This is a genomic window from Microvirga alba, from assembly GCF_015694465.1.
Lineage (GTDB): Bacteria > Pseudomonadota > Alphaproteobacteria > Rhizobiales > Beijerinckiaceae > Microvirga > Microvirga alba.
Map to the genome: position 1 here is coordinate 52,624 of NZ_JADQDO010000008.1, position 14,465 is coordinate 67,088.

The window sequence follows — 14,465 nt, forward strand, 5'->3', positions numbered from 1 at the left end:
GCGCGTCTCTTGTTTGATAACGGACGGTCCGATCAACGCGGAAGGTCGCTTGCGCCCGTCAGATAGGTGTCGATGGCGTGCGCGGCTTGGCGACCCTCGCGGATCGCCCATACGACGAGGGACTGGCCGCGGCGCATGTCGCCTGCCACGAACACCTTGTCGCTTGACGCCCGATAATCCCGGTCATTGGCGATCACGTTGCCGCGCCGGTCGAGCTCGACGCCGGACTGCGCCAACAGGCCTTCCTTCACCGATCCGGCAAAGCCGATGGCGAGGAATACGAGATCGGCCTTGAGCATGAATTCGCTGCCGGCGATGGGCTGGCGCTTTTCATCGACGCGGGCGCATTGCACGCCGATCACGCGACCCTTCTTGCCTTCGATGCCGAGCGTTGCCGCCTGGAACTCGCGTTCCGCGCCTTCCGCCTGACTGGAAGAGGTGCGCATTTTGGTGGGCCAGTAGGGCCACACGGTCAGCTTGTCTTCCCGCTCGGGCGGCTTCGGGCGAATGTCGAGTTGCGTCACCGAGAGCGCGCCTTGACGAAACGCGGTGCCGACGCAGTCGGACGCCGTGTCGCCGCCGCCGATGACGATGACATGCTTGCCCGCGGCAAGGATCGGCTCGTCGGCGACGGCCTCGCTGCCGACGCGCTTGTTCGACTGGGTCAGGTACGGCATCGCGTAATGAACGCCCACGAGGTCCTGCCCCGGCAGGTTCGGGTTGCGCGGATCCTCCGCGCCGGCCGCGAACAGCACCGCGTCGTACTCGTTGTGCAGCGACGCGAAGGTCTTGGTCACGCCGACATTGACGCCGCAATGGAAGGTGACGCCTTCGGCCTCCATCTGCTTTACGCGCCTGTCGATGTGGTACTTCTCCATCTTGAAGTCCGGAATGCCATAGCGCAGCAAGCCGCCGGGCTTCGCCTCGCGCTCGAACACATGCACCTCGTGGCCGGCGCGGGCGAGCTGCTGCGCGGCAGCGAGGCCAGCCGGGCCCGAGCCGATGATGGCAACGCGCTTGCCGGTGGTGGTGCTTGCCGGTTCCGGCTTGATCCAACCCATCTCCCACGCCTTGTCGGCGATGGCCTGCTCGATGGTCTTGATCGCGACCGGCTGATTTTCAAGATTGAGCGTGCATGCTTCCTCGCACGGGGCGGGGCAGATGCGACCGGTGAATTCCGGGAAGTTGTTGGTGGAGTGCAGGTTGCGCGCGGCTTCTTCCCAATCGTTCTGGAACACCAGGTCGTTCCAGTCCGGAATCTGGTTGTGCACCGGGCAGCCCGTCGGCCCGTGGCAGAACGGAATGCCGCAATCCATGCAGCGCGCCGCCTGTTTTTTCAGGTCGCTGTCGTCCAGCGGCAGCGTGAATTCGCGGAAGTGGCGGATGCGCTCACCGGCGAGCTGATATTTCTGCTCCTGCCGGTCGTATTCGAGAAAGCCTGTGACCTTGCCCATGGATCTGCCCCTTTATCCTTATTCCGCCGCCTGCAACGTGCGCAGCCGATCCATCTCTTGAAGCGCGCGGCGATATTCGACCGGCATGACCTTCACGAACTTGGTGCGATAAGTCGCCCAATTGTCGAGGATCTCCTTCGCGCGGCCCGAGCCGGTATAGGTCGCGTGGTTGGAGATGAGCTGCATCAGTCGCTCCTCGTCGGAGCCTGTCATGTTCGCGAGGATGTCGATGCGGCCCTTGGTTTCCAGATCACCACCGTGGTGGAGGATGCGCTGCATCAGCTCCTCTTCCTCCTCGACGGGTTCGAGATCGACCATCGAGAGGTTGCAGCGCTTGGCGAAGCTGCCATCCTCATCGAGTACATAAGCGATGCCGCCGGACATGCCTGCCGCGAAGTTGCGGCCGGTCTGGCCGAGCACGACGACGAGGCCGCCGGTCATGTATTCGCAGCCGTGATCGCCGGTGCCTTCGACGACCGCGATGGCGCCCGAATTACGGACCGCGAAGCGCTCGCCCGCGACGCCGCGAAAGTAAGCTTCACCGGCAATCGCGCCATACATCACCGTGTTGCCGACAATGATGGAGCGCTCCGGCACGGCCTTCGTCTTCGCGGACGGCCTGATGATGAGCTTGCCGCCCGAAAGGCCCTTGCCGACATAGTCATTGGCTTCGCCTTCGAGCGACACGGTCACGCCGGCCGCCAACCATGCGCCGAAGCTCTGGCCTGCGGTGCCCGTCAGCTTCACGGTGATCGTGTCGTCGGGCAGACCCTCATGGCCATAGCGCTTGGCGACCTCGCCCGACAGCATCGCGCCTACCGAGCGGTCGGCGCTGCGCACTTTCGCTTCGATCGTCACCGCCTCGCCGTGTTCGAGCGCTGGTGCAGCCTGTGCGATGAACTGATGATCGAGCACATTCGCGATCGGATGAACCTGCCGTTCGCTGTGGCGGGTCGCGATCTCCGGCCCGACCTCCGGTTTGTGGAACAGCTTCGTGAAATCGAGGCCCTTCGCCTTCCAGTGGTCGATGGCGACATTCTTGTCGAGCAGCTCGGATTGGCCGATCAGTTCGTCGATGGTCTTGAAGCCCATCTCGGCCATCAGCTCGCGCACTTCTTGCGCCACGAAGAAGAAGTAGTTGATGACGTGCTCGGGCAATCCCTTGAAACGCTTGCGCAACACCGGGTCCTGCGTCGCGACCCCGACGGGGCAGGTGTTGAGGTGGCACTTGCGCATCATGATGCAGCCCGCAGCGATCAGCGGCGCGGTCGAGAAGCCGTATTCGTCGGCACCCAGAAGCGCCGCGATGATGACGTCGCGTCCGGTGCGCAAGCCGCCATCGGCCTGGATCGCAACGCGGCCGCGCAGGCGGTTGAGCACCAGGGTCTGCTGCGTTTCCGCCAAACCGATTTCCCACGGCGAACCCGCATGCTTGAGCGAGGTCAGCGGGGACGCACCGGTGCCGCCTTCAAAGCCCGAGATCGTGATGTGATCGGCCCGCGCCTTCGCGACGCCCGCAGCGACCGTGCCGACGCCGACTTCCGAGACGAGCTTCACGGAGACATCTGCTGCCGGGTTCACGTTCTTCAGGTCGAAGATCAGCTGCGCCAGATCCTCAATCGAATAGATGTCGTGATGCGGCGGGGGCGAGATCAGGCCGACGCCCGGTGTCGAGTGGCGCACGCGGGCGATCTTCGCATCGACCTTGTGGCCGGGAAGCTGGCCGCCTTCGCCGGGCTTCGCGCCTTGGGCCACCTTGATCTGCATCATGTCCGCATTGACGAGATATTCCGTCGTCACGCCGAAGCGACCGGACGCCACCTGCTTGATGGCGGAGCGCTTGGACCGGCCATCGGGAAGGGGCTTGAAACGATCCGGCTCCTCGCCGCCCTCGCCGGTGTTCGACTTGCCGCCGATGGCGTTCATGGCGAGCGCCAGGGTCTCGTGCGCCTCGCGCGAGATCGAGCCGAAGGACATGGCTCCCGTGGAGAAGCGCTTCACGATTTCGGCTGCCGGTTCCACATCGTCCAATGCAACCGGCGCGCGCCCGCTCTCTTGCGCGAGCTTGATGCGGAACAGACCGCGGATGGTCTTGAGGTGATTGTCCTGCTCGTTCACGAGGCGCGCGAATTCGCGGTAGCGATCCTGCGCGTTGAGGCGCACCGCGTGTTGCAGTGTCGCGACCGTGTCGGGGTTCCAGGCATGGGCTTCGCCGCGCAGGCGATAGGCATATTCACCGCCCACATCGAGCGCGGTGCGATAGATCGGCGCGTCGCCGAACGCGTCGCGATGGCGGTGCACGTTTTCTTCCGCGACCTCGTCCATGCCGATGCCTTCGATCATCGTCGCGGTGCCGAAAAAGTCCCGGTTCACGAACTCGGATTTCAGGCCGACAGCGTCGAAAATCTGCGCGCCGCAATAGGATTGATAGGTCGAGATGCCCATCTTCGACATGACCTTGAGCAGGCCTTTGTCGATGGACTTGATGTAGCGATAGACGATCTCCTGTTCGTCAACCTCCGGCGGCATCTCGTCCTTCATGGCGAGAAGCGTCTCGAAGGCGAGATAGGGGTTGATCGCTTCCGCGCCGTAGCCTGCGAGGCATGCGAAGTGATGGATCTCGCGCGGCTCGCCGGATTCGACCACGAGGCCGACCGAGGTCCGCAGTCCCTTGCGGATCAGGTAGTTGTGTACGGCAGCGGTTGCGAGCAGCGCCGGGATCGGAATGCGATCCGGCCCCACCATGCGGTCGGTGAGAATGATGATGTTGTAGCCGCCATGCACGGCTGCTTCGGCGCGGTCGCAGAGTCGGTCGAGCGCGCCGTCGAGCGCAGCGGCACCCAGCTCGGCGGGATAGGTGATGTCGAGGGTCTTGGTGTCGAAGCGGTCCTCGAAATGACCGATGCAGCGGATCTTCTCCAGATCCTCGTTGGTGAGGATCGGCTGGCGCACTTCCAGGCGTTTGCGGCGCGAGGTGCCTTCGAGATCGAGGATGTTCGGACGCGGCCCGATGAAGGACACGAGGCTCATGACGAGCTCTTCGCGGATCGGGTCGATCGGGGGGTTCGTCACCTGCGCGAAGTTCTGCTTGAAATAGGTGTAGAGCAGTTTCGGCTTGTCGGAGAGCGCGGAGATCGGCGTGTCCGATCCCATGGAGCCGACCGCTTCCTGCCCCGTCACAGCCATGGGCTGCATGAGCAGCTTCAGGTCTTCCTGGGTGTAGCCGAATGCTTGCTGACGATCGAGCAGCGACACATCGGTGCGGGATTCGCGCGCCTGTACCGGCTTCAGATCTTCGAGCACGATCTGGGTGCGCTTCAGCCAATCCTTATAGGGATGGGCGTCGAAAAGCTGCTGCTTGATCTCGTCATCGGAGACAATGCGGCCCTGCTCCAGATCGATAAGGAGCATCTTGCCCGGCTGAAGACGCCACTTCTCGACGATCTTCTCTTCCGGAATCGGCAGCACGCCCATCTCGGACGCGAGCACCACGAGCCCGTCATCGGTGACGAGAAAGCGCGCGGGCCTGAGGCCGTTGCGGTCGAGCGTCGCGCCGATCTGCTTGCCGTCGGTGAAGCACACGGCGGCGGGGCCGTCCCACGGCTCCATGAGGGCGGCGTGATACTCGTAAAAGGCGCGCCGATCCTCGTCCATGAGCGGGTTGCCGGCCCACGCTTCGGGGATCAGCATCATCATGGCGTGCGAAAGCGAATAGCCGCCGCGCACCAGGAATTCGAGGGCGTTGTCGAAACAGGCGGTGTCGGACTGGCCTTCGTAGGAAATCGGCCAGAGCTTCGAGATGTCGTTGCCGAAGAGGTCGGAATCGACAGAGGCCTGGCGCGCCGCCATCCAGTTCACATTGCCGCGCAGCGTGTTGATCTCGCCGTTATGCGCGACCATGCGGTAGGGGTGAACGAGCTGCCAGGTCGGGAAAGTGTTGGTGGCGAAGCGCTGGTGCACGAGCGCGATGGCGCTCTCGAAACGCGAGTCCTGCAGATCCTTGTAGTAACCGCCGAGCTGGCTCACCAGCACCAGGCCCTTGTAGACGATTGTGCGCGAGGACAGGCAGACCGGGTAGTAACCCTTCGTACGCGGGTCCTTCATGTCGTAGACGGCGTTCGAGATGACTTTGCGGGCGAGGAACAGGCGACGCTCGAACGTCTCCTGGTCGTCCATGCCCTTGCCCTTGCCGATGAAGATCTGCCGGTGCAGGGGCTCAGACGCCTTTACGCTGTCGCCGAGATCGCTGGAATCCACCGGCACGTCGCGCCAGCCTAGGAATTGCAGGCCCTCATCCGAGATGGCCTTCGTCACCAGCTCCTCGACGAGCTTGAAGCCCTCCGGATCGCGCGGCATGAAGAGATGGCCGACGCCGTATGCGCCTGCCTCCGGCAGCCAGATGCCGAGCTTCGCGCATTCGGCGGAAAAGAACTTGTGCGGGATCTGAACCAAAATGCCGCAGCCGTCGCCGGCTTTCGGGTCCGCGCCGACCGCGCCGCGATGATCGAGGTTCAGAAGGATCGCGAGGCCCTGCTCGACGATGGCGTGCGACTTGCGGTTTTTCATGTCGGCGATGAAGCCGACGCCGCAGGAATCCTTCTCATGGGCCGGGTTGTAGAGGCCTTGAGGAGCGGGCAGGCCGGGATCGCGTGTGACCCGCGTCTCCGTTTTGGCGGCCGTGCGGGGCGAGACTACGATTTCCAGGCTCTTCTTCGACACGTCGCTCATTCCAGATCCTCATCCAATCGAACGTCATAAATGTTCTTCGAGGCGGCTTTTTTGAGGGCCGCCGGATGATCAGATCCTCCGGATGCCCGCCGTTTCTTGCGTTCTTGGAGGCTCGGGTCCTGGAGAGAAGCCCGCACCTCGCGGGCATTCTGGGCTGGAGTTCAGCCGAGAGTCGCCCGTCCCGCCCACGTTTTGCAGGCGGCTTTGTTGGTATCTCGTTTCGTTCGCGTCATGCGAAGCATCAAGAAAACCTCAGGGCCAAAGGGCGCAAACGCCCAGATGGGACAGTATCGCTGTCCTAATGCCTGGCAAATTGCCAGAGTTTGGCCGGAGGCACAAGAGGGTTGAAAAATATTTTAGACAAAAATTTCAAGATGAGCCGCCTGGGTGTAATAAAGCCATGATTTTGGGCGGCAAGAACGAAAGTCTGCGCCGATGGGTCAATGTTCTTGACATGTGCGGGCCAGTCGGGAGGCTGCGCGGCTTGAGGAGATGATTCATGAATTTCTTAAGCGACAACATCGTCGGCGCCAGCGCTCCCGTTCTGCAGGCCCTGATGCAGGCCAATGACGGCGCGATGCCCGCCTATGGCGGCGATGACATCACCAAGCGCATCAAGGCCCGCTTCGCCGAGATCTTCGAGCACGAAGTGTCGGTGTACTTGGTCACGACGGGCACGGCGGCGAATGCGCTGGCTCTCTCCTCCATCGTGCCGCCCTGGGGCCTCTGCGTGTGCCACAAGGAAGCGCATGTCATCGACGACGAATGCGGCGCGCCGGAATTCTTCATGCATGGGGCGAAGCTCGCCGGGTTGCCGGGTGTCGGCAGCAAGCTGACGGCAGCCTCCGTCTCCGCCTACCTTGAGGGCTTGCCGAAGGCCGTCAAGCAGATGCCGCCGAAGGCGTTGTCCATCTCGCAGGTCACGGAAAGCGGCATGGTCTACGGGCTCGACGAGATCGCGGCCCTGAGCGCGGTCTGCAAGGCGCATGGCCTGTCTTTTCACATGGACGGCGCGCGTTTCGTCAACGCCCTCGTGACCTTGGGCTGCACGCCCGCCGAGATGACCTGGAAGCAGGGAATCGACATCCTCTCTTTCGGCGCGACGAAGAATGGCTGCCTCATGGCGGAGGCGATCGTGGTGTTCAAGCCGGCTTTGGCGGAGGGGCTCGATTATCGCTGCAAGCGGGCAGGACAGGTCACTTCCAAGGGTCGCCTCATCGCGGCGCAGCTCGAGGGCTATTTCGCGAACGATCACTGGTATGACAATGCCCGCCACGCCAACCGGTTGGCGACGCTTCTCTCGGACGGCTTGTCGCAGTTGCCCGGCGTGCGACTCGCTTGGCCGACCGAGGCCAACGAGGTGTTCCCGATCCTGTCCAAGAGCCTCGACCAGGCCCTGAGGGAGGGCGGGGTACAATATCATCCTTGGACGGATGTGAGCCTGCCTGCCCATGAGAGCGTGGGGGCCGACGAGGCTCTGGTGCGGCTTGTGGTCTCCTTCGCAACCAGGGAAGACGACGTCCGCCGGGTGCTGGAAATCGCGCGCTCTGCTGCGTCCCGGCAGGCGGCCGAGTAAAACTTCTCGTGATCGAGGCTGCCCTATCCACGCCGCATTCTCCCCCGATCACTTTGCCCGAGACCGGTGACCGAAGGGGCATCCTCCAAAGCCCCAGCGGGACCTAAAAGGACCAGGTTTCCAAAAATAAAAGCGCCCCGGGGTAAACCGGGGCGCTCTTTTTTTGCGGTAGAGGGTGCGTTACGCGGCCTTCTTGGCCTCGATAGACGGGGCACCGCTCGTCGCAATCGGAATGAGCTTCGGCTTCTTGGCCTCGGGGATCTCGCGCACGAGGTCTACATGGAGCAGGCCATTTCCAAGGGCCGCGCCGACCACCTGGACGCCGTCGGCTAACTGGAAGCGCCGCTCGAAGGTCCGCGCCGCGATACCCTGATAGAGAACCTCGGCCTTGCGGTCCTCGGAAGGCTGCCTTTCGCCGCGCACCGAAAGGGTGTTTTCCTTCACTTCGATCGCGAGGTCGCTCTCAGTGAAACCGGCGACAGCGACCGAGATGCGGTAGGCATTCTCGCCGGTGCGCTCGATGTTGTAAGGCGGGTAGCTTGGGGCCGCGTCGACGCCGACGAACTGGTCGAGCATCGAGAAAAGACGGTCAAAACCGACCGTATTGCGGTAAAGGGGAGCAAGATCAAACTGTCGCATGGCATATCCTCCTGTGAGCAACATGCGGGCGATCCACCATAAGAGGCTGGATCAGGGTTCGTGCCGCCGTCTGGCCGGCACTCATTTAATTTGGGAATGGGTGTTTTCGCTTTCAAGCGGTGAAAACTCCTCTCGCGCGGTTGCGAGCGGAAGCGGGCTGGCATGTCCTGGCGGCCCCTTTAAGGTAAGGTCGTTTTAATAACTCGACCCCCTGTTTGAGCGTGGGGAATCCTGGAGACTACGATGTCATCTGTCGCGATCCATCTCGGCACCTGTTACCCCCGCGTGGAGAAGCAGGAGGAGATGGTCCGACGACACCTTCGCGCGGCAATCGACGCGGTGGATCGCGACTTCGCCGCGCCTCGTCCGCCTCAGGGCGATCCCGCCGATCTCGAGGCACTTCGATCTTTGCTGGTTCTTGAGGGCACCCCGGCCGAGGTGGCATTGACGGCCAGTGGGCAGAGTGCCCTCTCCGCGGCGCTTCTCGCATTGTGCCCATCGCCCGGCATCCACGTCGCCGTAGAGGAATGGAGCTTTCCACACGCGCTGAAATTGCTGCGCCAGATTGGCGCGACCGTCACGATCCTGCCGATGGACGACCAAGGCCTGCTGCCCGAGGCGCTCGAGGCAGCCGGCCGGGCCGGCGCGCGCGTGCTCTATACGACGCCGACCGTTCACAATCCAACCGGCGTCACGATGCCGATGGCGCGTAGGAAAGAGATCGCTTCTCTGGCGGAACGTTTCGGCATGTTCATCGTGGAGGACGAGGCTTACGCCTTCCTGGAGGCAAGCGGGATTCCTCCGCTCCAAGCGCTCGTGCCGGAGCGTACCATTCGCATGGTCAGCCTTTCCAAGGTGATTTCGCTCTCGCTCCGCCTGGGAGCAGTGGTGTGTCCGCCGTCGCTGTTCGGCACGGTGATAGAGCGCGTCCGTATGATGGGCGGCATGGCGAACCCCGTCATGACGGCGGGCGCGGCGAGCCTTGCCCGGGCCGGAGAGGTCGAAAGCCTCATTGCCGCCAAGCGCCAGGAGGGGAGCAGGCGCCAAGCCCTCGCGCACACCATCTTCCGGGACGGGTACCGGGCTCATCCATCAAGCTGGTATGGCATGGTCGACATCAGATCTGAGGGAAGTGCCTTCGCCGAGCGCGCACGGCGGGCCGGCGTGATCCTGTCGGCGGGAGGCGAGTATCGTGCCGATGAAGCCGATGTGCCGGCTGTGCGAGTCTCTCTTGGGGGAGAAGCGTCCTGGCAGCGCCTCAGCCAGGGGCTCGAGATCGTCGAGCGCATGCGCGAGACGGGTTAGCCCCAAGCGCTTTCCAGGAGCCTCGGCGCTTGAATTCCAAGTCTCACAAGACAATTATTCCGTGGCTTCGTTCGAACTGCCCTATAAAAGGGGTGTTCTTCCCTTGTTCGGGACCTCTCTGGCCGTGCAGTTTTTCGAGACACCCGACAACCCCGTACCGCCACAGCCGACGCTTGTGCATGTCGCGACGCGGGACGGTTTGAACCTGCGCGCCGCCACGTGGATGCCGGAAGGCTCGGAGCCCAAAGGCACCGTCTGCATTCTGCAGGGCAGGGCGGAGTTCATCGAAAAATACTTCGAGGTGATTGGGGAGCTGCGCCAGCGGGGCTTCGCCGTTGTCGCGTTCGACTGGCGCGGGCAGGGGCTCTCGGGCCGCCAGGTGAAGAACCCGCGCAAGGGGCATGTCCGGCGCTTTGCCGACTTCCGCTTCGATCTGGAGGCGGTCAACGACCAGATTCTGAGGCCTCATATGCCTCAGCCCCATTTCGCTCTGGCGCATTCCATGGGCGGTGCGATTGCCTTGAACGCAACCTGCGAGGGGTGGTTTCCCTTCCAAAGGCTCGTGGCCGTCGCGCCGATGATCAGCTTGTCGATCATCAAATATCCCCGGGCGGCGCGTTGGGTGACCTGGGCTCTCAAATACCTCGGCTTTGGCAAATCCTTCGTTCCGGGCGGTGGAGAGACCTCCATCGCCACGATGCCTTTCAGGGGGAACCGCCTGACGAGCGACCCTGTGCGCTACGCGCGCAACGCCAATGCCGCCACCGCCATAAGGGATGGGGCCATCGGTGCCCCGACGGTGTCGTGGCTGGATTCCGCCTTCCGTCTCATGAAGCGCTTCACCGATCCGCGCTATGGGCTGAAGATTCGGCTGCCGACCCTGGTCATCGCGGCGGGCGCGGACCCGGTCTGCTCAACGCCCGCCATCGAGCGGTTTTCCGCGCGCCTGAAGGCAGGCCACGCCATCGTCCTCCCGGGGGCGCGGCATGAGATCCTGATGGAGCGGGATGAGATCCGCGAGCTGTTCTGGGCCGCCTTCGACGCCTTTATTCCAGGCAGCTCCGACACGGTTTCCGTTGCGGCGGTGATCGCCACGGGGTCAGCGGCTGAGCAACTCGACCGCAGCCGCATGGACACGGCGGTCGCCGGCGGCCACGACGCGGCCTCCGTTGGCGGCTGAGCCGCCGTCCCAAGACGTGACGATGCCGCCCGCGCCCTCGATGATCGGGATCAGGGCGACGATGTCGTAGGGCTTGAGGCCGGATTCGACGACGAGATCGATGTGGCCCGCGGCGAGCATGCAATAAGCGTAGCAATCGCAGCCATAGCGAGCGAGGCGGGCGACGCTTTCGACCCGGTCATACGCGCGCAGCTCTTCGCCGGCGAATAGTTTCGGGCTGGTGGTGGAAATAACGGCATCCTTCAGGGATGCGCAGCGCCGCGTCATGAGCTTGCGCTCGCCGCCGGGGCCGCGATAGGTCGCGCTGCCGCCATCGCCGAAGAAACGCTCGCCGGTGAAGGGCTGATGCATCATGCCGAAGACCGGTCGGCCGCGATGGTTCAGGCCGATCAGCGTGCCCCAGGTCGGAAGCCCGGAGATGAAGGCGCGGGTGCCGTCGATGGGGTCGAGCACCCACACATATTCCGCGTCCTCCCGCTCCGCGCCGAATTCCTCGCCGATGATGCCGTGTGTCGGGAACGTGCGCGTGATGAGCTGGCGCATGGTCGCCTCGCTCGCCCGGTCGGCTTCCGTAACGGGATCGAAGGCTCCGCCGCGGGATTTATCTTCCGAGGCGATGGAGGTGCGGAAGAAGGGTAGGATCGCCTGGCCTGACAACGTGGCAAGCTCGTTGACGAAGTGCTTGAAGTCGATGAGCCCCATAGCGCCCGTGATCCTTGTAACTGCCTCGCTGTCGATGCCGCCGCTTTTATCAACCACGCCTTGTACCGCAAGCGATTCCATCACGAGAAACGCGAATCTTCGTCGTTTCGGATGTCGGCGGCATAACGCGGCTGATGTGTCGGAGAGATATTTTCGCGGGCAGGCTGCTGCCGAAGGTCATTTATGCTGAGCCTTGTACCTCTGAATGGAGGCTATCGCCCCACATCCGACCACCCATGCATCAAAGGCATGGATGAACGCAGATTTACTGTTGCAAATGGTGCGGCGCGGTGTAGATTGTGCAGTGCGATAAGGCGATGGCGTCGCCGTATCGTAGCCCTTCTTGGGCGTTTCCTCCCTAAACTTCGGGCCGCTGGCAACAGCGGCCTTTTTTCTTTTCAGGATGCGGTTCCGAAGGGGGAGGGGCTTATTCCGCCGCGATCTGCTGGGGCGTGGCGTCGCCTGCGAGGTCTTCGATGACCTGGGAGAAAGCCTGGGCGAGATCGTCCGCCAGCGTCGCGAAGGCCGGCTTCTTCTCCATATTGCGCTCATCCATGTAGATCGCGCGGTTGATCTCGATCTGCAGCGCGTGCCGCCCAAGCGCCGGTTCCCCGTAATGCTCGGTGATGAACCCGCCCGCATAGGGCTTGTTGCGGATCACCGTATAGCCGCGCCCGCGCATGGCGGCTTCGACGAGATCGATGAGGAACGGGGCGCAGCTCATGCCGTAGCGGTCGCCCAAGACGATATCCGCCTTCGCGCCGTCCTCGCGGCTGACGCTGCTGGAGGGCATGGAGTGGCAATCGATGAGGATGGCGTGGCCGAAGGCCTGGGCGGTGCGGCGGATGAGCTGGCGCAACATCCGGTGGTAGGGCTTATAGAGCCACTCGATCCGGTGCAGCGCCTCCTCGACGGGAATGCGCGCGGCGTAGATCTCCTGTCCATCGGACACGATGCGGGGAATCGTGCCCAAGCCTCCTGCGACCCGCATGGAGCGGGTGTTGGCGAAGGGCGGCAGCCTGCCGTCGAACATGCGGGAATCGAGTTCGTAGGGCTCCCGGTTCAGGTCGAGATAGGCCCTGGGAAACCGTGCGGCCATGAGCGGCGCGCCCAATTCGACGGCGCAAGCGAACAGTTCATCCACGAAGGCGTCTTCCGAGCGTCGCAGGGCCATGGCGTCAAGACGCGATTCGGAGAGGAAAGAGGCCGGATAGACCGCACCGGCGTGAGGCACGTTGAAGACGAACGGAACGGTCTGGCCGAGAGGCTCCGACACGATAAACGGAGGCTGGAATTCGTCGGCGATGATGGGCCGCATCAGGATGACGATGATCTCAGAAAGAACACAGGGTTTGAATAGTGTAAGGCAGCCTTTCCGTCTGTCTACGGCAATATCGTTCGGGGTCTGCGTCGTTCTTTCACGGCTTATTTACCGCGAAGCCTCATGAAGGTCGGATACACTCGCCACAACTCGGGGCTGGCAGCCGATGAAGATCCTTCTTGCCGAAGACGATAACGATATGCGGCGCTTTCTTGTGAAGGCGCTGCAGAACGCAGGTTACGATGTGGCCTCGTTCGATAATGGCCTCTCTGCCTATAACAGGCTTCGCGAGGAGCCCTTCGAGCTTCTCCTGACCGACATCGTGATGCCGGAAATGGACGGAATCGAGCTGGCCCGCCGGGCGACAGAGCTCGATCCTGATCTCAAGGTCATGTTCATCACAGGATTCGCGGCGGTCGCACTGAATCCGGATTCTCAGGCACCGAAGGACGCGAAGGTGCTTTCGAAGCCGTTCCACCTGCGCGATCTCGTCAATGAGGTCGATAAAATGATGGCGGCCTAAAAAAGGTTGGGGCTCCCGCTTGCGTCTCCGGCCGCTTGTGGGTATATCGCCCTCCACGCGAAGCGGGGCCTAAACAGTCACCGCTTCCCGGGCGCGTAGCTCAGCGGGAGAGCACTACGTTGACATCGTAGGGGTCACAGGTTCAATCCCTGTCGCGCCCACCATTTGCTTTTTTTCCGGCCTCCCCGAGGGCCGTAGGAGACCGGATATGAAGATCCGTAACTCGTTGAAGTCGATCCGCGGCCGTCACCGTGACAACCAGCTGGTTCGTCGCAAGGGCCGCATCTACGTCATCAACAAGACGCAGAAGCGCTATAAGGCTCGTCAGGGCTAAGCTTCACTGCGGCGCAAGCCGCACGTATTTATGAATTGACGACGCATGCCGGGATCCTAAAATCCCGGCATGCGCTTTTTTGCGTGCCTGTTGACCGCTTCGTTGAGCCTTGTCGCGTATCCGATTCATGCGCAGGACGCCGCACGTCCCAGGACTCCTCCCACTACGCGAACGCTGCCACGGCCCTCCACGACCGACGACTTGTTCGACCGCCTCGCGAAAGCGCGGAGCGAAGACGAGGCGAAGGGAATCGCGTCGCTGATCGAGCGGCGCTGGGCGCGCTCCGGCTCCGATACGGCGGATCTCCTGTACAGCCGTGCCGCCGAGGCGTTCGAGGAAAAGGACTATCCGCTCTCGGTCGAGCTTCTCGACCGTATCCTGACGCTCCAGCCCGGTTGGGCCGAAGCGTGGTATCGGCGCGCCATCGTGTTCTACCAGCTCGACGATCCGGTTGGCGCCATGGCCGATCTGCATCAGGCATTGACGTTGGAGCCGCGTCATTTCGGCGCGTGGACGGGCCTCGGCCATATCTATCTGGCGTCAGACGACAAGCCGCACGCGCTTGAGGCCTATCGCCGGGCGCTCAAGCTCAATCCGCAGGAATCCACCATCCAGGTGATCGTGTCGCATCTCGACCATGAGGTCGACGGGCTGGATCTCTGACGCGCCAAAGCCCCTGTTGATTCTGAAAAAAGGCCCTGGC

The 14,465-nt window shown here is 62.9% G+C and carries 11 protein-coding genes and 1 tRNA gene; 7 read left to right on the top strand and 5 right to left on the bottom strand.

Translation table 11 applies throughout. The features are described 5' to 3' along the window. Positions 1 to 32: 32 nt before the first annotated feature. Entirely contained in the window at positions 33 to 1,454 is a 1,422-nt protein-coding gene (locus I2H38_RS15370) for a glutamate synthase subunit beta (protein WP_196272748.1), read from the bottom strand. Between the two features lie 18 nt (positions 1,455 to 1,472). Then, complete coding sequence (gltB, locus tag I2H38_RS15375) at positions 1,473 to 6,182, bottom strand: glutamate synthase large subunit (protein ID WP_229426735.1); 4,710 nt, start codon at positions 6,180 to 6,182, stop codon at positions 1,473 to 1,475. Positions 6,183 to 6,681: 499 nt separating this feature from the next. On the opposite strand from gltB, the gene I2H38_RS15380 reads away from it, so the two are divergent. Continuing rightward, positions 6,682 to 7,758 (top strand): threonine aldolase family protein, encoded by a 1,077-nt coding sequence (locus I2H38_RS15380; protein WP_196272749.1) that lies wholly within the window; start codon positions 6,682 to 6,684, stop codon positions 7,756 to 7,758. A gap of 180 nt (positions 7,759 to 7,938) precedes the next feature. Here the strand turns inward: I2H38_RS15380 and I2H38_RS15385 are convergent, their stop codons facing one another. Beyond that, positions 7,939 to 8,397, bottom strand: coding sequence for an Hsp20 family protein (locus tag I2H38_RS15385; protein WP_196272750.1), 459 nt, complete (start codon positions 8,395 to 8,397; stop codon positions 7,939 to 7,941). A gap of 243 nt (positions 8,398 to 8,640) precedes the next feature. Between I2H38_RS15385 and I2H38_RS15390 the strand changes: the two genes are divergently transcribed. Together I2H38_RS15390 and I2H38_RS15395 are read left to right on the top strand one after the other, a co-directional pair. Continuing rightward, the gene (locus tag I2H38_RS15390; RefSeq protein WP_196272751.1) at positions 8,641 to 9,702 is read left to right on the top strand and encodes an aminotransferase class I/II-fold pyridoxal phosphate-dependent enzyme; all 1,062 of its coding nucleotides are present in this window, start codon (positions 8,641 to 8,643) and stop codon (positions 9,700 to 9,702) included. 118 nt (positions 9,703 to 9,820) lie between these two features. Continuing rightward, positions 9,821 to 10,882 (top strand): alpha/beta fold hydrolase, encoded by a 1,062-nt coding sequence (locus I2H38_RS15395; protein ID WP_229426741.1) that lies wholly within the window; start codon positions 9,821 to 9,823, stop codon positions 10,880 to 10,882. Here the strand turns inward: I2H38_RS15395 and hisN are convergent. Both hisN and I2H38_RS15405 read right to left on the bottom strand, forming a co-directional pair. Then, complete coding sequence (gene hisN, locus I2H38_RS15400) at positions 10,802 to 11,584, bottom strand: histidinol-phosphatase (protein ID WP_196272895.1); 783 nt, start codon at positions 11,582 to 11,584, stop codon at positions 10,802 to 10,804. The genes I2H38_RS15395 and hisN overlap by 81 nt on opposite strands. 427 nt (positions 11,585 to 12,011) lie before the next feature. Beyond that, positions 12,012 to 12,902, bottom strand: coding sequence for an N-formylglutamate amidohydrolase (locus I2H38_RS15405; RefSeq protein ID WP_196272752.1), 891 nt, complete (start codon positions 12,900 to 12,902; stop codon positions 12,012 to 12,014). A gap of 169 nt (positions 12,903 to 13,071) precedes the next feature. Here I2H38_RS15405 and cpdR point away from each other — a divergent pair, with 169 nt between their 5' ends. From cpdR to I2H38_RS15425, 4 genes are all read left to right on the top strand, one after another. Further along, on the top strand, positions 13,072 to 13,428 hold the full coding sequence (gene cpdR / locus I2H38_RS15410) for a cell cycle two-component system response regulator CpdR (protein ID WP_196272753.1): 357 nt from the start codon (positions 13,072 to 13,074) through the stop codon (positions 13,426 to 13,428). A gap of 89 nt (positions 13,429 to 13,517) precedes the next feature. Then, positions 13,518 to 13,592 (top strand) — tRNA-Val (locus I2H38_RS15415). A 44-nt stretch (positions 13,593 to 13,636) separates the two neighbouring features. After that, complete coding sequence (ykgO, locus tag I2H38_RS15420) at positions 13,637 to 13,762, top strand: type B 50S ribosomal protein L36 (RefSeq protein WP_196272754.1); 126 nt, start codon at positions 13,637 to 13,639, stop codon at positions 13,760 to 13,762. Positions 13,763 to 13,963: 201 nt separating this feature from the next. Continuing rightward, on the top strand, positions 13,964 to 14,425 hold the full coding sequence (locus tag I2H38_RS15425; protein ID WP_229426736.1) for a tetratricopeptide repeat protein: 462 nt from the start codon (positions 13,964 to 13,966) through the stop codon (positions 14,423 to 14,425). Positions 14,426 to 14,465: the final 40 nt, after the last annotated feature.